At 69.6% G+C, this 20,137-nt stretch carries 17 protein-coding genes and 1 tRNA gene; 8 read left to right on the forward strand and 10 right to left on the reverse strand.

The window, feature by feature from the left end:
• Positions 1-106 precede the first annotated feature (106 nt).
• The 4 genes from fdxA to ACX114_RS24985 all read right to left on the reverse strand — a co-directional run bounded on the left by fdxA (position 107) and on the right by ACX114_RS24985 (position 3,316).
• Complete coding sequence (gene fdxA / locus ACX114_RS24970) at positions 107-442, reverse strand: ferredoxin FdxA (protein WP_459288460.1); 336 nt, start codon at positions 440-442, stop codon at positions 107-109.
• Between the two features lie 111 nt (positions 443-553).
• Complete coding sequence (asd, locus tag ACX114_RS24975) at positions 554-1,642, reverse strand: aspartate-semialdehyde dehydrogenase (RefSeq protein WP_459288461.1); 1,089 nt, start codon at positions 1,640-1,642, stop codon at positions 554-556.
• A gap of 69 nt (positions 1,643-1,711) precedes the next feature.
• Positions 1,712-2,062 carry a rhodanese-like domain-containing protein gene (locus ACX114_RS24980; protein ID WP_459288463.1) on the reverse strand — a complete coding sequence of 117 codons (351 nt, stop codon included), beginning with the start codon at positions 2,060-2,062 and terminating at the stop codon, positions 1,712-1,714.
• Between the two features lie 102 nt (positions 2,063-2,164).
• Positions 2,165-3,316 (reverse strand): acyl-CoA dehydrogenase family protein, encoded by a 1,152-nt coding sequence (locus ACX114_RS24985; protein WP_459288465.1) that lies wholly within the window; start codon positions 3,314-3,316, stop codon positions 2,165-2,167.
• Between the two features lie 132 nt (positions 3,317-3,448).
• Between ACX114_RS24985 and ACX114_RS24990 the strand changes: the two genes are divergently transcribed.
• Positions 3,449-3,520 (forward strand) — tRNA-Cys (locus ACX114_RS24990).
• A gap of 76 nt (positions 3,521-3,596) precedes the next feature.
• Here ACX114_RS24990 and ACX114_RS24995 read toward each other — a convergent pair.
• Entirely contained in the window at positions 3,597-5,252 is a 1,656-nt protein-coding gene (locus ACX114_RS24995; RefSeq protein WP_459288467.1) for a right-handed parallel beta-helix repeat-containing protein, read from the reverse strand.
• A gap of 28 nt (positions 5,253-5,280) precedes the next feature.
• Here ACX114_RS24995 and ACX114_RS25000 point away from each other — a divergent pair, with 28 nt between their 5' ends.
• The 3 genes from ACX114_RS25000 to ACX114_RS25010 all read left to right on the forward strand — a co-directional run bounded on the left by ACX114_RS25000 (position 5,281) and on the right by ACX114_RS25010 (position 9,461).
• Positions 5,281-7,146: a SpoIID/LytB domain-containing protein gene (locus ACX114_RS25000; protein ID WP_459288469.1), complete on the forward strand. Its 1,866-nt coding sequence runs from the start codon at positions 5,281-5,283 to the stop codon at positions 7,144-7,146.
• A 119-nt stretch (positions 7,147-7,265) separates the two neighbouring features.
• Positions 7,266-8,510, forward strand: coding sequence for an energy transducer TonB family protein (locus ACX114_RS25005; protein WP_459288471.1), 1,245 nt, complete (start codon positions 7,266-7,268; stop codon positions 8,508-8,510).
• A gap of 51 nt (positions 8,511-8,561) precedes the next feature.
• Positions 8,562-9,461, forward strand: a complete 900-nt coding sequence (locus tag ACX114_RS25010) for a cation diffusion facilitator family transporter (protein WP_459288473.1) — start codon at positions 8,562-8,564, stop codon at positions 9,459-9,461.
• Positions 9,462-9,528: 67 nt separating this feature from the next.
• On the opposite strand, the gene gcvP is transcribed toward ACX114_RS25010, so the two are convergent.
• The 3 genes from gcvP to gcvT form a co-directional block, all read right to left on the reverse strand.
• Entirely contained in the window at positions 9,529-12,432 is a 2,904-nt protein-coding gene (gene gcvP, locus ACX114_RS25015; RefSeq protein ID WP_459288475.1) for an aminomethyl-transferring glycine dehydrogenase, read from the reverse strand.
• A gap of 113 nt (positions 12,433-12,545) precedes the next feature.
• Complete coding sequence (gene gcvH, locus ACX114_RS25020) at positions 12,546-12,935, reverse strand: glycine cleavage system protein GcvH (protein ID WP_459288477.1); 390 nt, start codon at positions 12,933-12,935, stop codon at positions 12,546-12,548.
• Positions 12,936-12,975: 40 nt separating this feature from the next.
• The gene (gene gcvT / locus ACX114_RS25025) at positions 12,976-14,061 is read right to left on the reverse strand and encodes a glycine cleavage system aminomethyltransferase GcvT (protein WP_459288479.1); all 1,086 of its coding nucleotides are present in this window, start codon (positions 14,059-14,061) and stop codon (positions 12,976-12,978) included.
• Between the two features lie 98 nt (positions 14,062-14,159).
• Here gcvT and metF point away from each other — a divergent pair, with 98 nt between their 5' ends.
• Genes metF through ACX114_RS25045 form a run of 4 tightly spaced genes read left to right on the forward strand, consistent with a single transcriptional unit; the run spans position 14,160 to position 17,101 of the window.
• Positions 14,160-15,032, forward strand: a complete 873-nt coding sequence (gene metF, locus ACX114_RS25030; RefSeq protein WP_459288481.1) for a methylenetetrahydrofolate reductase [NAD(P)H] — start codon at positions 14,160-14,162, stop codon at positions 15,030-15,032.
• Positions 15,029-15,451 carry a hypothetical protein gene (locus ACX114_RS25035; protein ID WP_459288483.1) on the forward strand — a complete coding sequence of 141 codons (423 nt, stop codon included), beginning with the start codon at positions 15,029-15,031 and terminating at the stop codon, positions 15,449-15,451. The genes metF and ACX114_RS25035 overlap by 4 nt, the downstream gene beginning before the upstream one ends.
• Positions 15,448-16,503, forward strand: coding sequence for a hypothetical protein (locus tag ACX114_RS25040; RefSeq protein ID WP_459288485.1), 1,056 nt, complete (start codon positions 15,448-15,450; stop codon positions 16,501-16,503). The genes ACX114_RS25035 and ACX114_RS25040 overlap by 4 nt, the downstream gene beginning before the upstream one ends.
• A 16-nt stretch (positions 16,504-16,519) precedes the next feature.
• Complete coding sequence (locus tag ACX114_RS25045; RefSeq protein ID WP_459288487.1) at positions 16,520-17,101, forward strand: class I SAM-dependent methyltransferase; 582 nt, start codon at positions 16,520-16,522, stop codon at positions 17,099-17,101.
• Here ACX114_RS25045 and ACX114_RS25050 read toward each other — a convergent pair.
• Positions 17,085-18,020, reverse strand: coding sequence for an ADP-ribosylglycohydrolase family protein (locus tag ACX114_RS25050; protein WP_459288489.1), 936 nt, complete (start codon positions 18,018-18,020; stop codon positions 17,085-17,087). The genes ACX114_RS25045 and ACX114_RS25050 overlap by 17 nt on opposite strands.
• 62 nt (positions 18,021-18,082) lie before the next feature.
• Positions 18,083-19,633, reverse strand: a complete 1,551-nt coding sequence (locus tag ACX114_RS25055) for an OmpA family protein (RefSeq protein ID WP_459288491.1) — start codon at positions 19,631-19,633, stop codon at positions 18,083-18,085.
• Positions 19,634-20,137 lie beyond the last annotated feature (504 nt).

Consider the following 20,137-nt stretch of genomic DNA (forward strand, 5'->3'; position numbering starts at 1 on the left):
GACGATGCCCTTTCCCCGCCAATCTCCCGGAACGACGAAGGCCCTCACGCCAGGGGGCGCAAGGGCCTTCATCACGACGGGCGCGCTCGGGCGATTCGGCCCGCGGTTACTTCCCGGGCGCGGTGCTCAGGTCCGCGCGCTTGCCCTTCTTGTCCTTGTACTCCTCGGCTTCGGGCAGCGCGGCCTTCTTCTCCGCGATGTTGGGCCACTTGCCGGAGTAGTCCGCGTTGAGCTTCTTGTACTCCGACCACTCACCGGGCAGCTCGGTCTCGGGGAAGATCGCCTTGGTCGGGCAGACGGGCTCGCAAGCGCCGCAGTCGATGCACTCGTCCGGGTGGATCACGAGGAAGTTGGCACCCTCGTAGAAGCAGTTGACCGGGCACACCTCGACACAGTCGGTGTACTTGCACTTGATGCAAGGCTCGGCGACGACGTAGGCCATGTGGATGTCTCCTCTGTGCGGAATTCCGCGCGTCCGTGGCCGCGCACAGTAGATGGTTGCGGCCAGGGTTGGCACCCTGAATTTAGGGACCGACCCCGACTGCTTCCCCGGTCAGCCCAGCAAGCCCTGCGCCCGAAGGAGCTCGGCGACGAGGATGGCGCCCTTTGCGGCCCCCATCTTCGTGTTGTGGGAGACGAGCACGTACTTGAAGCCGTTCTCCAGCACACCGTCCTCGCGGATGCGCCCCACCGTGGTGGCCATGCCGCCGTGGGTGTCCCGGTCCATGCGGGGCTGGGGGCGGAACGGGTCGTCCAGCACTTCGATCCACCGGGGGGGAGCGGACGGCAGGTCCTTCGCCACCTGGGCGCCCTGCCACTCGCGCATCGCCTGGGCGACCTCCGCCACGGTGGCCTTCTTCCCGAGCGACACGAAGACGGACTCGGTGTGGCCCTCCAGGACGGCGACGCGGGTGCAGGTGCAGGAGACGCGCACGTCGTGCGGGGTGAGCGCCGCGCCCGCGGGGTTGAGCGCCCCGAGGATCTTCTTCGTCTCCACCTCGACCTTGTGCTCCTCCTTGGGGATGTAGGGCACGACGTTGTCGAGGATGTCCAGGCCGATGACGCCGGGCGAACGTCCGGCGCCGGACATGGCCTGGAGGCTGGTCATCAGCACGGCCTTCACGCCGAAGCGCTCGGCCAGGGGGGCCAGCGTCACGGCGAGGCCGGTGGTGGTGCAGTTGGGGATGGGGACGATGAAGCCCTTCCACCCGCGCTGCCGGCGCTGCTCGTTGATGAGCGGGGCGTGGGCGGCGTTCACAGGGGGGATGAGCAGGGGCACGTCCGCGTCGTAGCGGAAGGCGCTCGCGGCGGAGAACACCGGGATGTCCCGGGCCAGGCGCGGCTCGATTTCGCGGGCGACGTCCGCCTCCACGGCGGAGAAGGCGATGTCGTAGTCCTTCGCCTGGACGGCGTCGCCGCTGACCACGGTCATGCGGGCGATGGCCTCCGGCAGCGGCTCCGGGACGAACCAGGCCAGCATGCCGTTGGAGGCGCGCAGGGCGTCCGCGTACGTTTTTCCGGCGGAGCGGGGCGAAGCGGCGAGCCCGGTGAGCTCGATGAACGGGTGGTCCTTCAGGGCAGCGATGAACTGCTGACCCGCGAGTCCGGTGGCGCCAATGAGTACGGCGCGAAGCTTGGCCATCGTGGGGATTCTCCGGTGGGGGCGGCAGGGCGCTCCTTACACCGTTTCACGACGCGCTGCATCCGCCGCTCACCGGTGGGCGTGGGAGGGGGCGCGTGCGTGCCGTTCCGTGGGGTAGCCCCCCGTCACCCAGGCGTGGAGCCCGCCGGCGAGGCACACGGCGTTGCGCCCCCGCAGGCGCAACACGCGGCAGACGCGGCGGATGTCGGCGCAGTCCTGGGTGGTGCCGCACAGGACGATGAGCTCGTCGTCCGGCAGCATCGCCAGGTCCCGGGCAATCTCCGAGGCCGTCATGCGCAGCGCGCCGGGGATGTGGATCTCGAACCGCTCCCAGTCCATCGCGTCGCGGCAATCCAGGACGAGCACATCCTCGTCCCCCAGACGCATGAACAGCTCATCGCAAATGATGGTGGGCTCCACCGGGACCTCCCCAGGCGACTGGCTCCATCGAACATGAACCGGAGGGCTTTTTCCCCTCTTCCCGCCTGTCCGCCCGCCTGCTCCCTGGAGCCCGCCCGGGCTTCAGAGCCCCAGCTGCTTGGCGATGATTTCGTTCATCACCTCACTGGTGCCACCGCCAATGGGCCCCAGCCGCGCGTCGCGCCAGTGGCGCTGGATGTCGTACTCCATCATGTAGCCCGCGCCGCCGTGGAGCTGGAGGCACTCGTCGGCCACGCGGCAGCACGTCTCCGTGGCGACCTTCTTGGCCATGGAGGTCTGCGCGACGGCGTACTCGCCGGCCACGTGCAGGCGCAGCGCGTGGTAGGTGAGCTGCCGCGCGCATTCACGGGCGGTGTGCAGGTCCGCCAGCTTGTGGCGCACCACCTGGAAGCCGGCCAGCGTCTGATTGAAGGCGCGGCGCTGCTTCACGTGCTCGAGCACCGTCTCCAGCATGTCGTCCATGGCGCCCACCGCGCCCAGCGCGAGCGACAGGCGCTCCCACTGGAAGTTGCCCATGATCTGCGAGAAGCCCTGGTTCTCCACGCCCAGCAGGTTCTCCGCGGGCACGCGGCAGTCCTCGAAGAAGAGCTCCGCCGTGTCGGACGCGCGCCAGCCCACCTTCTGGAGCTTGCGCCCCACGCTGAAGCCCGGCGTGCCCCGCTCCACCACCAGCATGGACAGGCCCTTGTGGCCGCGCGACGGGTCGGTCTTCACCGCCAGCACCACGAAGTCCGCCCGCACGCCGTTGGTGATGTACGTCTTGGAGCCGTTGACGACGTAGTGGTCGCCGTCGCGGCGGGCGGTGGTGCGCAGCCCCGCCACGTCCGAGCCCGCATCCGGTTCGGTGATGCCCAGGGCGCCAATCTTCTCCCCCCGGATGGCGGGGGCCAGCCAGCGCTGCTTCTGGGCCTCCGTGCCGAACAGGTGCAGCGGGCCGGTGGCGATGGTGAACTGCCCGCCCAGCCCCGCGGCCACTCCGCCGGAGCCACAGCGGCCCAGCTCCTCCAGGAGCACCGCCTCGTACAGCTCCCCGGCCGCCGTGCCCCCGTAGGCCTCCGGGTACTTCAGGCCCAAAAAGCCCAGCTCGCCGAAGCGGGTGAAGAGCTCCCGGGGGAACTCCTCCCGGGCCTCCCACTCCGCCGCGAACGGGCGCAGCTCCTTGTCCACCACCGCCCGGACGGTGCGGCGGAAGGCCTCGTGCTCCTCCAGGTAGACGCCGTGACCATGCAGCATCGTGTGCTCCCTCGCTTGTCAGGGCCTGACACCCCGCGCCGTATGGTACCGGGACGAGAAGCGCGGCCGGATGGTGTTGCTTCCTTGACCGGCTCCTATCGGGCTGCGTATAAACCCGGCCCCAATCGCTGCGGCGCCATAGCCAAGTGGTAAGGCAAAGGTCTGCAAAACCTTCATTCCCCGGTTCGAATCCGGGTGGCGCCTCACAAGCAAAAGGCCCGATGCGGAAGTTTCCGCATCGGGCCTTCTGCTTTTCCGGGGGTGCCTTCCCGGAGGGGGCCTAGCAGCCCAGCTCCACCGCGCCGATGTCCGGGGCGGCGCCGCAGAAGGGCTGACCCTGGTCCAGGCCCTTGTCCTGGGCGGCCACGGACGGGGCGAAGGTGTCCGTCACCGTCACGTCACCGCCGGTGGAGGAGGTGTCCTGCGTGGCGGCCTTGAAGGCGTCCAGGGCCTGGAGCTGGCCGTTGGTCTTGAACTGCGCGCCGGCCGAGTAGAGGTTGTTGCTCATGTGGAGGCCGGGGGCCTGGCCGCCCATGTCCACGCTGACGGGCGCGTCCACGAGGTTGTTCTCCACGCGCAGCGACTCCGTGGGGCCGCCCGTGCCGTGGCCCAGGATGATGCCGGCCTTGGCGCGGGTGATGGTGTTGTTCACCACCACGGTGCCCTTGGAGTTCTCCAGGCGGATACCGGTGCCTTCGCCGCCGCCCGCGTCGGTGATGTCGTGCACGCGGTTGCGGCGCAGGACGACGGACTGGGGCACGGGGCCCTCGTGGTTGCCGCCCACGGAGATGCCCTTGGCGCCGTCATACACCTCGTTGTCCTCCACCAGGACGTTGTTGGCGGAGTAGTGGATGACGAGCACATCGCCCTTCGCCGTCTCCGACGGCCGGAACTGGTGCATCCGGTTGTTGCGGATGATGACGTCGTGGCACGTCTTGATGTCCACGGCGTTCTCCCGGTTGTTGAAGAAGTGGTTGTTCTCCACCAGCAGGCCCGTGGCGGGCGGCAGGTCGCTGAAGCCCTCCGGCCCCAGGCACTGCACGGAGTCACCGGACACGTCGTGGATGTCGTTGTTGCGCACCGTCACGTCGTAGGACGCGGGCTGCATCACGACGCCGTGCGAGTCCTTGTTGCCGGTGGTCCGCACAAAGTCGTGGATGTTGTTGTTCTCGATGGTGGCGCCCTTGGCGTTGTTGAACATGGTGATGCCCGCGCCGCCGGTGCCGTTGTGCAGATCCGAGTTGGCGAGCACCGTGCCCTGCACGTCGCCCTCGAAGGTGACGCCGAAGATGGGCTGTCCCTCCACGTCGATGTCGAACCCGTCGATGATCCAGTTCGCGCGGCGCACCTGCACCGCCGCGCCGGAGCCGCTGCCCGGGGTGAGCTTGGGACGGCCCTCGCCCTGGAGGGTGATCTTCGCCTCGGGCGTGCCGGCCTTCGTGTTGTCGCCCAGCACCACGCGCTCGGCGTAGGTGCCCGCGAGCACGCGGATGCGGTCGCCAGGGCCGGCCTTGCTCACCGCCATGGCGATGGTCTTCAGCGGCGCGGCCTCCGTGCCCTCGGCGCCGTCGTTGCCGTTGGGCGACACCACCCAGTCATGGGCGGGCGTGGTGGCGGGGGTCTCCTGCATCGCCTGGGCGCTGACGGCGGGCTGCGGACCGGGCTCCGCGAGGGGCGCGTGGTCCGCGTGCTCCGGCATCTGCGCGGCGGGCGTGTTCTCCACCGGCTGCACGCCGATGGGCGGCGCCTTGCCCGGAGTAGCGGGCGTCTTCTCGACCTTGCCCGAAGTGCCCGCGTTCGTCGCGGGCGTCTGGGTCCCCGTGCCGGCGTTCGACGAACCGCCGGTGCCTCCGCCAGAGCCACCGCCGCCCCCACAAGCAGTCGTCCCAAGCGCCAGGGTGCAGGCGGCCAGGGAGGCCACCAGGGTCTTTCGCATCTTCAATCCGTTGCCTCCAAGAATTCGCATGAGCAGGGGCAACGCGCGGTGCCGGGCGTTCTATTCACTGCCGGTCATCCAGGGCGAGACGCGCCGCAGCGGGAGGGAGAACCGTGACGCTCGGCCCCATGGCGGCTACGGTGCCGCCGCCGTGTCCAAAGCCGTCCTGCTCCTGACCGCCCTGATGCTCGCCTCCTGCGCCACGCCGGCGCCCTCACCTGCCCCGGGCACCCGGGGCCTGGGCGAGCCGGAGGTCTCCGTCCCCACGACGCCCCCTGACGCGGGCGTGACGCCCCCCACCCCGAGCGCCCTGGAGGATCCGCTCACGTCGGGCCTGCCCGGGCCGCAGGACCTGAAGCGCCTGGACTTCCGCAACGGCGAGCCACGCCTCCCCATCAAGCTGATGGAGGGGCGTGAGGTCGTGACGTTCTCACCGCGCGCGCGGATGCGGCTGCGCTTCGGCGGGCCCGGAGACAAGGTGCTGGACGCGCCCGCGGGCTCGCGCTGGACGGTGCGGGTGACGCAGGGCGAGCCGGCCCAGTGGAGCGCGCGGGTGCAGCTGGGCGAGTTCCGCTTCGCGGACAAGGCGGGGCTCGCGGAGGCGCAGGAGACGTGGCGCGCGCGGGGGCTCGCGGTGCGCACGCACACGCTGGGCTCCGTGTACGGCATCGCGGGGAAGGTCATCGACAACCGGCGCTACCTGCTGCTGGGGGAGGAGGCGCTGACGCCCGAGGCCGCGGCGAAACAGCAGACGGAGCTGCTGCGCCGCTACGGCCTGCGCACCACGCTCTTCGAGGAGGTCCGCAAGCCTTCGCGCGCCATCCTGGAGCTGAAGGACGAGAACGACGCCGTGGTGGGCCTGGCGCAGGACCGGCTGGACGCGGAGACGCCGGACGGCAGCGGCTTCGACGTGCGGCAGGTGGAGTACGGCGTGGGCTACGACTTCCACGCCTTCGAGGACCGCAGCTTCCGGGGCGCGCTCCAGTTCGCGGTGGACCGCGGCGGCAAGCTCGCGGTGGTGAACGTGGTGGGCCTGGAGGACCTGCTCAAGGGGCTGGTGCCGTCCGAAATCTTCGCGCGCGCACACCCGGAGGCGCTCAAGGCCCAGGCCGTCACCGCGCGCGGCGAGGTGCTCGCGAAGGTGGGCATCAAGCACCTGGCGGATCCGTACCTCCTCTGTTCGGAGCAGCACTGCGCGGTGTACCGGGGCCGCACCGGCGAGGCGGCCAGCACCACCGCCGCGGTGGAGGCCACCCGGGGCCAGGCCCTCTTCAGCCGGGACGGCCGGCTGGTGGACTCCGTCTACAGCGCCGTGTGCGGCGGCCACACCGAGGACAACGACGTGGTGTGGGGCGGCCCGCCGGACCCGAGCCTGCGCGGGCGGCCGGACCTACTGGAGCCCGCGCCGGACGTGCCCGGCCCATCCAACCTCAAGGCCTGGCTGGCGACATCGGACGTGCCCGCCGCGTGCAGGCTGTCCAGCTTCGCGCAGCCCACGAAGTTCCGGTGGGAGAAGCGCTTCACGCAAGGCCAGGTGGACGCGCTGACGGAGAAGCTGGGCGTGGGCGCCATCCAGGGGCTCGCCCTGTCCGAGCGCGGGGTGTCCGGGCGCGCCCGGCTGCTCACCGTGTCCGGCACGAAGGGCGCCACCCAGGTGCGCGGGGAGCTGAACATCCGGCGGCTCTTCGGGATGCTCAACAGCAGCATGGCCACCGTGGAAGCCGAGCGGGACGCCGAGGGCCGGCTCACCGGATGGCTGTTCCGGGGCGGCGGCTGGGGCCACGGCGTGGGCATGTGTCAGACAGGCGCCATCGGCCGGGCGGAAGCGGGCCAGACCTATCCGGAGATCCTGCGCTTCTACTTCAATGGGGCGGAGGTGGCCCCCATCTACTGAGGTCCAGGGAACAAATCGCGCGCACCCACGAGCGGTCTCGTGAATCTCTTTGATGTCCCGGGTGTTACGGGCCGCACGTTCGGGACTGTAGAAGCGGTCCGGAGGTTTATCATCAGGCCGTGGGCACGGGTTCCTCGACAGACTGGCGTCAGCGGCGCGCGCGCAAGCAGCGTGGGCCCTTGCGCTACCTGGTGGCGGGCATCCTGGCGCTCCTGGCCCAGGCCGCCTTCGTGGGCTTCGTGCTCCTGGTGTCGGCCGTGCAGGCGACCCTCCCTCACGAGAAGCGCCCCGCCCGGCCCACGTCCGTGGCGGTGAGGCCGCTCACGTCGGACCAGTGGGCGAAGAACCGGGGGACGGCGACTCCGCAGCAGACGAAGCCCCGCCCCACGGAGAAGCGCGAGCCGAAGGAAGAGAAGAAGCCGGACGAGACCAGGCCCCAGGGCCAGGTGGTGGACGTGGCGCCGGGGAATGATCAGCAGTCTCCGGACGCGAAGTACCTGGCCGAGCACAACAACACGGTGCAGAAGGAGACGCGCGCGCGCGACCAGACGGCCTTCTACCGCAACGCCATGCCCCAGCGGACCGCGCCCCAGAAGCAGGAGGGCGCGGCGCAGGACCAGGTGCAGCCTCCGCGCGTGTCCGGCAACAACGGCACGGGCGCGGATGACCGGGCCCAGTCCCAGGGCGGCAAGAAGCCCGTCTTCGAGATGCCGGAGACGCGCCGCAAGCAGGAGATCGCCATGAAGACGGACCCGCGCGAGCGCGGCCCGGGCATGGCGGTGAAGAACCAGTCGGAGAGCGACGCCACCGAGGGCAACGCGAAGCGCCTGCGCATCCAGCCCGGCGAGGGCGAGGACAGCGAGCAGGAGGGCTCCACGGGCCGCGTGGGCTCCCCGGGCCTGGCCACGCTGATGCCGTCGCAGGCGGCCATGGACAAGGTCGTGGGCGCGGCCCCCAACGACATGCTCCAGGACCAGGAGGAGGGGGACGGCACCTTCCTCAACACGCGCGAGTGGAAGTACGCCAGCTTCTTCAACCGCGTGAAGCAGAGCGTGGGCATGCACTGGAACCCCAACGAGCAGCTGCGCATGCGCGACCCGACGGGGAACATCTACTCCGGGCGCGACCGGCAGACGCTGCTGACCATCACCCTGGACGAGCGCGGCGCGGTGAAGGACATCCAGGTGGAGAAGAGCAGCGGCCTGGACTTCCTGGACATGGAGGCCGTGGCGTCCTTCAAGCGCGCGCAGCCCTTCCCCAACCCGCCGTCCGGCCTCCTGGGGCAGGACGCGACGGTGCGCTTCCAGTTCGGCTTCTTCCTGGAGATGGGCGGCGGCCCCCGGATGCGGCTGTTCCGACAGTAGGACCCACGCAGGCCTCGCGGTGGACGGCTCGGGGCACTACCCTGCCCCGCCGTGGAAGCCTCTCTCGTCGACCGTGGCGCCGCGCTCCAGGAGCGCAACCGGAAGGTCCGCTTCGTCCTGTTGGCCATCCTCGTGGCCAACTGGGTGGTGGCCTCGGCCAAGCTCGTCTTCGGCCTCATGGCCCACTCCGCGTCGGTGACGGCGGACGGGTTGCACTCGTTCATCGACGGCAGTTCCAACGTGCTGGGCCTGGTCGCCATGGGCGTCGCGTCACAGCCGGCGGACGCGGACCACCCCTACGGGCACGGCAAGTTCGAGGCGCTCGCGTCGCTGGGCATTGGCGCGATGATTGGCGTGGGCATGCTGGAGCTGGGGCGCATGGCATTCGACTCGCTCCTGCACGACAAGCACCCCACGGTGTCGGTGACGATGGCGGCGGTGATGGTCTTCACGCTCGTCATCAACCTCATCGTCACCCGCGTGGAGCGGCATTACGGGCAGAAGTACAAGAGCTCGCTCCTGCTCGCGGACGCGCAGCACACGCTGTCGGACGTGTTCGTGACCATCGCGGTGCTCGTCTCCATTGGGCTGGTGGCGCTGGGCTTCCCGCGCGCGGACGGACTGGTGGCGCTGGCCGTGATGGTCTTCGTGGCACGGGTGGCCTACGGCATCGTCCGGCAGGCGGTGGGCATCCTCTCCGACACCGCGCGCCTGGACCCGGCGCACGTGACCCAGCACACGCTGTCGGTGGCGGGCGTGCGCTCCTGCCGCGACGTGCGCAGCCGGGGCATGGAGGAGAGCGTCTACGTGGACCTGAAGATCGAGGTCGACCCGCAGCTCACCACCGCGCAGGCCCATGAAGTGGCCGACAAGGTGGAGGAGACGCTGCACGGCGCCTATCCGCAGGTGGTGGACGTGGTGGTCCACGTGGAGCCCTCGAAGGCCCGCTGAAAACACGAGGGCCGCCTTCCGATACCCTGGAAGACGGCCCCGGTGACGGCCTGCTGTCGAGGACGGCCTAGGCGACCTTCTGCGCGGGCGTGTCGTAGTCCTCGATGGGAGGGCACGAGCACACCAGCTTGCGGTCACCGAGCACGTTGTTCAGGCGCCCCACGGACGGCCAGAACTTGTTGTCGCGGACCCACGGCGTGGGGAACACGGCCTGCTCGCGGGTGTACGGGCGGTTCCACTCCGGCGCGGTGAGCGTGCGCGCGGTGTGCGGCGCGTTCTTCAGGACGTTGTTGTCCTTGGGCACACGGCCCTCCTCCACGTCGCGGATCTCCTGGCGGATGGCGATCATCGCGTCGCAGAAGCGGTCCAGCTCCGCCTTGGACTCGGACTCCGTGGGCTCGATCATCAGCGTGCCCGCCACCGGGAACGACACGGTGGGCGCGTGGAAGCCGTAGTCCATGAGGCGCTTGGCCACGTCCTCCACCTCCACGCCCGCGGTCTTCTTCAGCGGGCGCAGGTCCACGATGCACTCGTGGGCCACCCGGCCGCGCTTGCCCCGGTAGAGCACCGGGTAGTGCGGCTGGAGCCGCTCCGCGACGTAGTTGGCGTTGAGGATGGCCATCTTCGTGGCCTGCGTGAGGCCCTCGCCGCCCATCATCTGGATGTACATCCAGGAGATGAGCAGGATGCTCGCGCTGCCCCACGGCGCCGCGGAGATGGCGCCGATGGCGTCCGCCCCGCCCGTCTGGATGACCGGGTGTCCGGGGAGGAACTTCACCAGGTGGGACGCCACGCAGATGGGGCCCATGCCCGGGCCGCCACCGCCGTGCGGGATGCAGAACGTCTTGTGCAGGTTGATGTGGCAGACGTCCGCGCCCACCAGGCCCGGCGCGGTGAGGCCCACCTGCGCGTTGAGGTTGGCGCCGTCCATGTACACCTGGCCGCCGCGCTCGTGGATGGTGGAGCAGATCTCGCGGATCTCCTCCTCGAACACGCCGTGCGTGGAGGGGTACGTCACCATCAGCGCGGCCAGGTTGTCCTTGTGCTGGTCCGCCTTGGCGCGCAGGTCGTTGAGGTCGATGTTGCCGTTCTCGTCGCACCTGGTGACGACGACGCGGTAGCCCGCCATCACCGCGGAAGCCGGGTTGGTGCCGTGCGCGGAGGACGGGATGAGGCACACGTCGCGGTGCCCCTGCCCGCGCGCCTGGTGGTAGGCGCGGATGACGAGCAGGCCCGCGTACTCACCCTGGCTGCCCGCGTTGGGCTGCAGCGAGCACCCGGCGAAGCCCGTCACCTGCGACAGCGCGTGCTCCAGCTGCTCGAAGATGACCTTGTAGCCGGCCGCCTGCGAGGTGGGCGCGAACGGGTGCAGCTTGCTGAACTGGGGCCACGTCACCGGGATCATCTCCGCGGTGGCGTTGAGCTTCATGGTGCAGCTGCCCAGCGGAATCATGGAGTGCGTGAGGGACAGGTCCTTCGCCTCCAGCCGGCGCACGTACCGCAGCATCTCCGTCTCGGAGTGGTAGCGGTTGAAGACCGGGTGCGTGAGGTACGCGCTCGTGCGGCGCAGCTCGGGGGCGAGCGGGCTCTCCAGCCCTTCCGCGACCTCGTCCAGGTTCACCGGGGACGCGGACTTGTTCGCGCCCTGGATGAAGGCCGCGAGGATGTCCTCCACGTCCTTGGCGCGCGTCGTCTCGTCCAGCGCCAGGCCGAGCGTCTTCTCGTCGATGCGGCGGAAGTTCATCCGCGCGGACTCGGCGGCGGCCAGCACGCCGCGCACCTGCGCGGGCGTCAGCTCCACGCGCAGCGTGTCGAAGAACTGCTCGTGCTTCGGCTTGAAGCCCAGCTTCGCTAGGCCCCGCGACAGCACCACCGTGAGCCCGTGCACGCGCTCCGCGATGGCCTTGAGCCCCTCCGGCCCGTGGTAGACGGCGTACATGCCGGCCATCACGGCCAGGAGCACCTGCGCGGTGCAGATGTTGCTCGTGGCCTTCTCACGGCGGATGTGCTGCTCGCGCGTCTGCAGCGCCATGCGCAGCGCGGGCCGGCCCCCGGAGTCCTCGGACACGCCGATGAGGCGGCCCGGCATCACGCGGGTGTAGGCGTTCTTCGTGGCGAAGTAGGCGGCGTGCGGGCCGCCGTAGCCCAGCGGCACGCCGAAGCGCTGCGCGCTGCCCACCACCACGTCCGCGCCGAACTCGCCGGGCGCCGTGAGCAGCGTCAGGGCCAGCAGGTCCGCCGCGACGACGAGCAGGCCGCCCTCCGCGTGCACCTTCTCACCGAACGCGCGGTAGTCGTGCACCACGCCGTCCGTCGCCGGGTACTGCACCAGCGCGCCGAAGAACTTCTTCTGGGACAGGTCCACCGTGCGGTGGTCGCCCACGACGACCTCCACGCCCAGCGGGATGGCGCGCGTGCGCACCACGTCCACCGTCTGCGGGTGGCAGGCCTCGGAGACGAAGAACGCGGAGGCGGCGCTGTCGCCCTTGGCGTGGATCGCGAGCGCCATGGCCTCCGCCGCGGCGGTGCCTTCATCCAGCATGGAGGCGTTGGCCACCTCCATGCCCGTGAGGTCCGTCACCATCGTCTGGAAGTTGAGCAGCGCTTCCAACCGGCCCTGGGCGATCTCCGCCTGGTAGGGCGTGTACTGGGTGTACCAGCCCGGGTTCTGGAAGATGTTGCGCAGGATGACGTTGGGGACGTGGGTGTCGCTGTAGCCCATGCCGATGAAGGACCGGAACACCTGGTTCTTCGCGGCGATGGCCTCCAGCTGCGCCAGCACCTCGTTCTCACCCTTGCCCGCGGGCAGCCGCAGGGGCTCCGGGGAGCGGATGACCGGCGGCACGGTGGACTCGACGAAGGCGTCCAGCGAGTCCACGCCCAGCGTGGACAGCATCTGCTTCACTTCAGGGGTCTCCGGGCCGATGTGCCGGCCGGCGAAGGACTCCTGGTACTTCCAGTTGAGGGACATGGTCGAAGGGCTCGCGTGAGGTGCGGTAGGAAGTTCGGCGTCCAAGCGGGCTTGGCGCTCCATGGAGCGTCTCTAACAACCGGGGCGCCCGACTTCTTGCGCACGCGGAACGGCTACTGGTTCTTGAGGAGCTCCGCGTAGGCGGCGGCGTCCAGCAGGTTGCTCAGCTGCCCGGCGTCCGAGACCTCGATCTCCACCAGCCACCCGTCCCCGTACGGCTCGGTGTTGATGTCCTCGGGCGACTCCGCGAGGTCCCCGTTCACCTTCACCACCTTGCCGGAGACAGGTGCGAACAGCTCCGACACGGCCTTGACGGACTCGACGGTGCCGAACGAGTCGCCGGCCTTCACCTCGGCGCCCAGCTTGGGCAGCTCCACGTAGACGATGTCACCCAGCGTCTGCTGGGCGTGGTGGGTGATGCCCACCACCACGATCTTGCCCGAGACGCGGGCCCACTCGTGCTCCTGGGTGTACTTCAGGTCCTGCGGGACGTTGTCGGCCATGGGGGCTCAGCTCCTCACAACAGGTGTGGAAGGAAGGAAATCAGGACTTCTTGAGGAAGGGGGTCTTCACGACGACGGCGGGCACGGCGCGGCCGCGGATGTCCACGTCGAAGGTGGAGCCCTCGGCGGCGAGGTTCGTCGGCACGTAGGCCATGCCGATGGACTTCTTCACCGTGGGGCCCATGGTGCCGCTCGTCACCTCGCCCACGCGCTCGCCGTTCTTGAGGACGGGGTAGCCGTGGCGGGGGATGCCCTTGTCGGTGAGCTCGAAGCCCACGAGCTTGCGGGACACGCCCGCGGCCTTCTGCGCGACGAGCGCGTCCTTGCCGATGAAGCCGCCCGCCTTGTCCAGCTTGACGATCCACCCCAGGTCCGCCTCCAGGGCGGTGTGCGCATCGTCGATGTCGTTGCCGTACAGCGCGTACTTCATCTCCGTGCGCAGCGAGTCGCGCGCGCCCAGGCCGCAGGGCTTCACGCCGTCCTGCTGCCCGGCCTCCAGGAGCGCGTCCCAGAGCTTCACGGCGTCGCCGGAGGCGCAGTACAGCTCGAAGCCGTCCTCGCCGGTGTAGCCCGTGCGGGAGATGATGGACTTCACGCCAGCCACCTCCCCTTCGGTGAAGCGGTAGGTGCCCACCTGGGACAGGTCCGACTTCGTCAGCCGCTGCACCAGCCCCACGGCCTTGGGGCCCTGGATGGCGATCTGCGCGTAGTCGTCCCCGCGGTCCACCGGGGTGACGCCCTCCGCGCGCGCCTTCATCCAGGCGAAGTCCTTGTCGCGGTTGCTGGAGTTGACGCAGATGAGGATGCGCTCGGGGCTGAAGCGGTAGGCGACGACGTCGTCCACGAAACCGCCCAGGTCGTTGAGCAGGCCCGCGTAGACGGCCTGGCCGTCCTGGATGCGCGAAAGGTCGTTGGAGATGAGCCGGTTCACGGTCTCCAGCGCGCCGGGGCCGGTGAACTCGATTTCCCCCATGTGGGAGACGTCGAACAGGCCGACGGCGTTGCGCACGGCCTCGTGCTCGGCGATGACGGAGCTGTACTGGACCGGCATGTCCCAGCCGACGAAGTCGACCATGCGGGCCCCCAGCTTGCGGTGGGCCTCGTTGAGGGGCGTACGCCGGGTCATTGACTTCTCCATGGCAGGGGGTGGCGAAACGGCGCGGACTATAGCGGCGCACCTTCTCCGATCAAGGCCGACGCGGAAGGGACTAAACTCCTCCCGACATGAAGATTCGCAACTGCCTCAACCCCTCCAAGCCGAGCTTCTCCTTCGAGTTTTTTCCTCCCAAGACGGACGCGGGCGTGGCCTCGCTCCTGCGCACGGTGGAGGAGCTTGCGCCGCTGGAGCCGGGGTTCGTGTCGGTGACGTACGGGGCGGGCGGGAGCACGCGCGACCGGACGGTGGACCTGGTCACGCACATCAAGCAGAAGACGGGCATCGAGGCGATGGCGCACCTGACGTGCGTGGGACACACCCGCGACGAGCTTCGTGACGTGCTGCGCCGGCTCGACGCGGCAGGCATCGAGAACGTGCTCCTCCTGCGAGGGGACCCGCCGCAGGGGCAGACGACGTTCGAGCCGGTGCCCGGGGGCTTCCGCTACGCGGAGGAGCTGGTCCGATTCGTCCGAGAAGAGGATTTCAACTTCTGCCTGGGGGGTGCGTGCTATCCGGAGGGCCACGTGGAGACGGCGTCGCGCGAGGACGACCTCAAGCACCTGAAGGCCAAGGTGGATGCGGGGATGGACTTCGTGGTGACGCAGCTCTTCTTCGACAACGCCTTCTATTTCGACTTCGTGGAGCGGGCGCGGCGGATGGGCATCAACGTCCCCATCGTCCCCGGCATCATGCCCATCACCAACTACGAGCAGGTCCAGCGCTTCACGCGCATGTGCGGCGCGACGGTGCCCATGCGTCTGGCGTTGCAGATGGAGCGCGTGAAGGACCAGCCGGACGCCGTCGCGCAGCTGGGCGTGGCGCACGCAACGGTGCAGTGCATGGAGCTGCTCGCGCGCGGCGTGCCGGGCATCCACTTCTACACGCTGAACAAGTCTCCCGCGACGCGGATGATCGTGGGCGCGCTGAAGGGGCGGTCATGAGCGGTCCTGGACCTCAGCTGGCGCCGGGCGACCCGCGCATCAAGATCTTCCAGATCGTGCGCTTCCCGGCGTTCTTCCTGCTCATCGTCGGCGTGCTGCACGTCGCGTTCAGCCTGCTGGGTGGGGTGCTGGCGGCGCTGAAGGTGGCGTCGCCCTTCTCCACGCCGGGACAGGCGCCGGTGGTGCTGGAGTTCACGCTGGGCTTCTCGCTGGCCATCCTGGGCGGAATCCTCTGCGGGCTGCTGGCCATCTGGGGCGCGTGGAACGCGATGAACCTCAAGGGCTACGGCCTGGCGACGGTGGGCGCCATCTGCGCGATGTACACGCTGACGCCCGGCTGTTTCATCGGCGTGCCGGTGGCGGTGTGGATGCTCTTCACGCTGCGCCGGGACGGCGTGCGCGAGGCCTTCGCACCATGAACCCGCGCGCCGTCCGCACGGTGCGCTTCCTGCTCACGGGCCTGGGGAACGTGGGCGTGCCGCTGCTGGAGATCATCCAGTCGCGCGCGTCGCTCCTGATGGAGCGCTACCGGCTGGAGCTGTTGCCGGTGGGGCTGGCGGACTCGGGCGGCGCGGCGGTGTCGCCGCACGGGTTGGACATCGGGGCGGTGCTCGCGGTGAAGCGGGCGAGGCACTCGGTGGCATCGCTGCCGGTGGTGGGGCGGCCGGGGATGAGCGGGCGCGCGATGGTGCGCGAGGTGAAGGCGGACCTCCTGCTGGAGGCCACGCCCACGAGCTTCCAGGACGGGCAGCCCGGGTTGGACATCACGCGGGACGCGCTGATGCGGGGCATGGCGGCGGTGCTCGCGAGCAAGGGGCCGCTGGTGCTGGGGTTCCAGGAGCTGGCGGGCATGAGCGACCTGGAGTCGCCGGGCCGCCCTCCCCTGCGCTTCAGCGCGGCGGTGGGCGCGTCGATGCCGCTGGTGAACGTGGGCCGCCGGGACCTGGCGCTGGGGAAGCTGGGCCGGTTCGAGGGCGTGCTCAACAGCACCAGCCACCTGCTCCTGTGCCGCATGGCGGAGGGCCGGACGTACGAGGCCGCGCTGGCGGAGGCGCAGGCGCTGGGCATCGCGGAGACGGACCCGACGCTGGACGTGGACGGCTGGGACACGGCGGGCAAGCTGGTCATCCTGGCCAACGCGGTGATGCGCGTGCCCACGACGCTGAAGGACGTATCCGTGACGGGGATGCGCGGCGTGACGCGCGCGGAGCTGGACGCGGCGAAGGCGAAGGGCGGCCAGGTGCTGCTCCTGGCGCGCGGCGAGCCGGTGGGCGCAGAGCGGTGGGAATGGAGCGTGCGGCCCACCGCCGTGGACGCGGCCCATCCCCTGGCCCGGCTGGGCGCGATGGAGATGGGCGCGGTGTTCCGCAGTGATTTGCACGGCGTGAACACCGTCATCAACGGTGAGCAGGGCGCCCGGGGCACGGGCGCGGCGATGTTGAAGGACGTGCTGGAGATCTTCCCGGACTGAATGGAGCAACGGCCCCATGGGCAGCTACCGACAGAACATCCTCGAGCTGATGGAGCCGGTGTTGGGTGGGATTCCGCCTGTCGACCGGGCGCTTGATTTCGGCTCGGGCGAGGGCTGGTTCGCGCGTGCCGTCCAGGAGCGGGGATGGGCGCGCGAGGTGGTGGCCGTGGACGTGCAGCGGCGCGACAAGCAGATCGTCGAGCCGGTCCTCTACGATGGCCAGCGGCTCCCCTTCGAGGACCGCGCGTTCGCGCTGAGCTACAGCATCGATGTCGTGCACCACTCCCCGGATCCGGAGCGGACGCTGGTGGACGTGCTGCGCTGCACCCGGGACTATTTCCTGCTCAAGGACCACACCTTCCGCGGCCCCCTGGGCTACGCGACGTTGTGCGTCCTGGATGAGCTGGGAAACCGCCGTTTCGGCGTCCCCTCCCGTTACCGGTACCAGCGCGAGTGGTCCTGGATGCCCATCCTCGCCCGCGAGGGCTTCGCCCTCCAGACCTTCATCCACCCGGCGGTGTGTGAGCGGGGCCCGCTGCGGATCTTCAATCAGTTCCAGTTCATGGGGCTCTGGAAGCGCGTCAGCCCAGGGACTTGATGAGCCGCGCCAAGAGCGGCTCCACGAGCTCCTGGCCGCGCAGCTGTGAACGCCAGCGGTGGGGAATCCCGTTCAGGCCGAAGAGGAGTCCCGCGATGCCGCCCGCCACGCAGGCCGTGGTGTCCGTGTCGTGGCCCAGCCGGATGGCGGATTTGACGATCTCTTCGTAGGTCTTTCCGTTCGCCACGCAGGCGCGGGCGGAGCGCAGGCAATCCACGACGTAGCCGCCGCCCGTCCCTGGTGCGGGGTCGTCTGGGCGGATGTGGGCTTCCAGTTCCTCCCGCTGCGGGAAGCCTTCGACGTACAGGTCGCGGAAGGTGGCCACGGCCTCGGCCCAGGGGTCCGCGGCGCCTTGCAGGATGCGGCGGGCCCAAAGGCAGTACAGCGCGCAGCACACCTGGGCGCGCACATGGCCATGTGTCACGCGAGACTGGGCCATGGCATCCGAGACGAGCGCCGCGTCCTTGCCCTGGTGCCACAGGGCCAATGGCAACACACGCATCAGGGAGCCATTGCCATTGTCCATCGTGCCATTGGGGCCCGCGAGCATCGCCGGAGTGCCGTCGCGCAGACGTCGCAGCGCGGTGCTGGTCTGGATGCCCACGTCGAACACATCGCCGTCCACGGCGAGGTAACCCCAGTCCTGCCAGTTCACCAGCCGCCGGCCCAGGTCCTCGCAGTCGAGCCGCTTCTGGTGCGTCAGTGAATCCAGCAGACACAGCGCATGGGCACCGTCGTCCGACCAGGTGCCCGGGGGGACACGGTCGTGCGCGCGGTCGAATCCCACTGGCGGGTCGTATTCGATGGCCGCTGGAGAGGGAATCGCCTCCGGCCGATGAAACTCGTAGGGCACGCCCAGCGCATCACCGATGAGCAACCCATACAGCCCGCCCGCAATGCGCTCCTCGCGACTCACCATGTCCCAGCCTCCCGGGTCCAGACATAGTGTACCACGGACACCATCGCCGTGTCTTGGCGTTACTACTGAGGCGGAGTCGCGGGGATGGTGCGGGCCGAAGTGGGCTCGCCCAGGATCAACAGCAGCTCCGCGCGGCGGTTCTCGCCCCGGCCTGACTGGGTCCCATTGGAGCCCGCGGGCCGGCGAGCACCGAGGCCTCGGGCCTCCAAGCGGTGGGCCGGGACGCCCTTGCGCATGAGGTAGTCACGCACCGCCTCCGCGCGAGCCAGGGACAGGCGCTGGTTGGAGGCGGAGGAGCCTTCCGCGTCCGTGTGCCCTTCGATGACGACGCGCTCCACCTCCGGATGCTCCAGGAGCACCCGCGCCACCTGATCCAGCACGCGCGAGCGGCCCGGCAGCGTCGTCGCGCCGACCTCGAAGAAGACCTGGCCATGGAGGACAAGGCGCTCGCGAGTCAGCGTGACGAGCGGGTCGCCGGTCTCGGGGCAACCGCTGTACTCCCGGGTTCCCTGTTCGTGGACGCAGGCGTCCAGCGCGTCCACGACGCCGTCACCATCCGTGTCGGTCTCAAGCCCTGGCACGTCCCTGGACGGCTCTGGCGGAGTGGGCTCGGACGGTGGAGGTTCGGAAGGCGTGGGCTCGGGCTCGAGTTGGGGTTCGGCGGGAGCACGCGGCAGGCCCGTGACGAGCTCGTAGACGATGTCCTCCGGGGGCGGACGCGGCGGCTTGTCGAAGAGCAGCAGGGCCACTCCCGCGAGCACCCGGAAGCGGGGCATCCCGGGTTCCGAGCCCAGCCCCGCTCCGCCCATGACGAAGAACTCCCACGGTCGGACGGGTGCGTAGCGCAGGCCGCCCAGCAGCTCGCCGCTGACGCGTTGCTGCCTGAAGGAGTACGCCCCCAATGCGGACACCTCCGCGCGGAAGGCGTAGCCCATCGTCAGTCCCACACCGGCCCGCAGCTCGTTGCCCACGCCGTTGATGCGGTCCACGCTGGAGCCAGACACCGAGCGACGCAGGAGCACCCCCACTTCCATCGCAGGAGCCACGGCCCCCCACCGCTTGCCCATCATGACGCGGCCCTGTCCACGGACACCCCGGTCGCGGGCAAGCGCTCCCGAGCCACCCACTGGTAACCGCGTGTCCAGGTCGAGTGCCAGGTGGAAGGCCTCGGGAGCGGAGGTCCCCAGCAAGCCGAACCGGGCCGCGATTCTCGGCGCCCCCAGTCCACTGCGCGATGGCGAGGCGATGGACATCGAGGTGCTCAGGTCCGCGCCGCTCTGGTGGATGACTCCAGGAAGCTGGGCCTGAAGCTCCAGCCAGGGCAGCACACCAACGGCCATCGACACCAGGGCGGTGGTCCGGGACAGGACGAGCGAGGGCTCCAGCAAGCCGTTCGGGATCCTCAAGGAAGAGTGCTGGTAGTGCGCCATCAAGGAGAGGCGCAGCGCCCCGGGCGTCAGCAGTTCGCCACTCCCGAGCGCCAGCGGCCCCAGGCCCGGGTTGGGGTCCAGGCGCTCCAGCGAGAACGTGGGTAGAGCCGTGGCGTCCTGGGCACGCGCGGGGGTGGCGAGCAGCAGCCCCAGCACGGCCCCGCCCACTGCGTATCGGTGCAAGGCCGGACCCATGCGCGCATCTTCCGTCAGGTCCCGCCCGGGACGAAGGGGAATGGCGGTTGGACTCGCACCTGCTGCTCCCCTCCCCTTCATAGAAATACGCTCATGCAAAGGCAGTCGGTGCTGAAATCAGGATGCCTGTGATGCTTCATGCGGCGGGGGTTCTCAAAGCGCCAAGCCCGATATCCTGTCAATGCTGCGCGGACCCAAGGACGCAGGAGGGCACATGCGAGTAGCGATCATCGCCGGGCTGATGGCGGTCGGAGTGTTGGCGGGATGTGGAAGAGAGGACTTGAACCAAGACGGGCAAGACATCCAGGCGACGTATGAGTCTGCCCTGCCATCCGCATCGGAGTGCGAAGACATATGCGATCAACTGCGTTCCGCATGCCTCGACACCGCGGAGAACAGCGCACAGCGAATGGTGTGTCAGCGCGACTGGCTGGCATGCAACGAGGGCTGTGCTTCTTCCAACGCCGCGACGGCTGACCGCCCGGTGCGCGC

This window comes from Corallococcus sp. M7 (assembly GCF_054512695.1).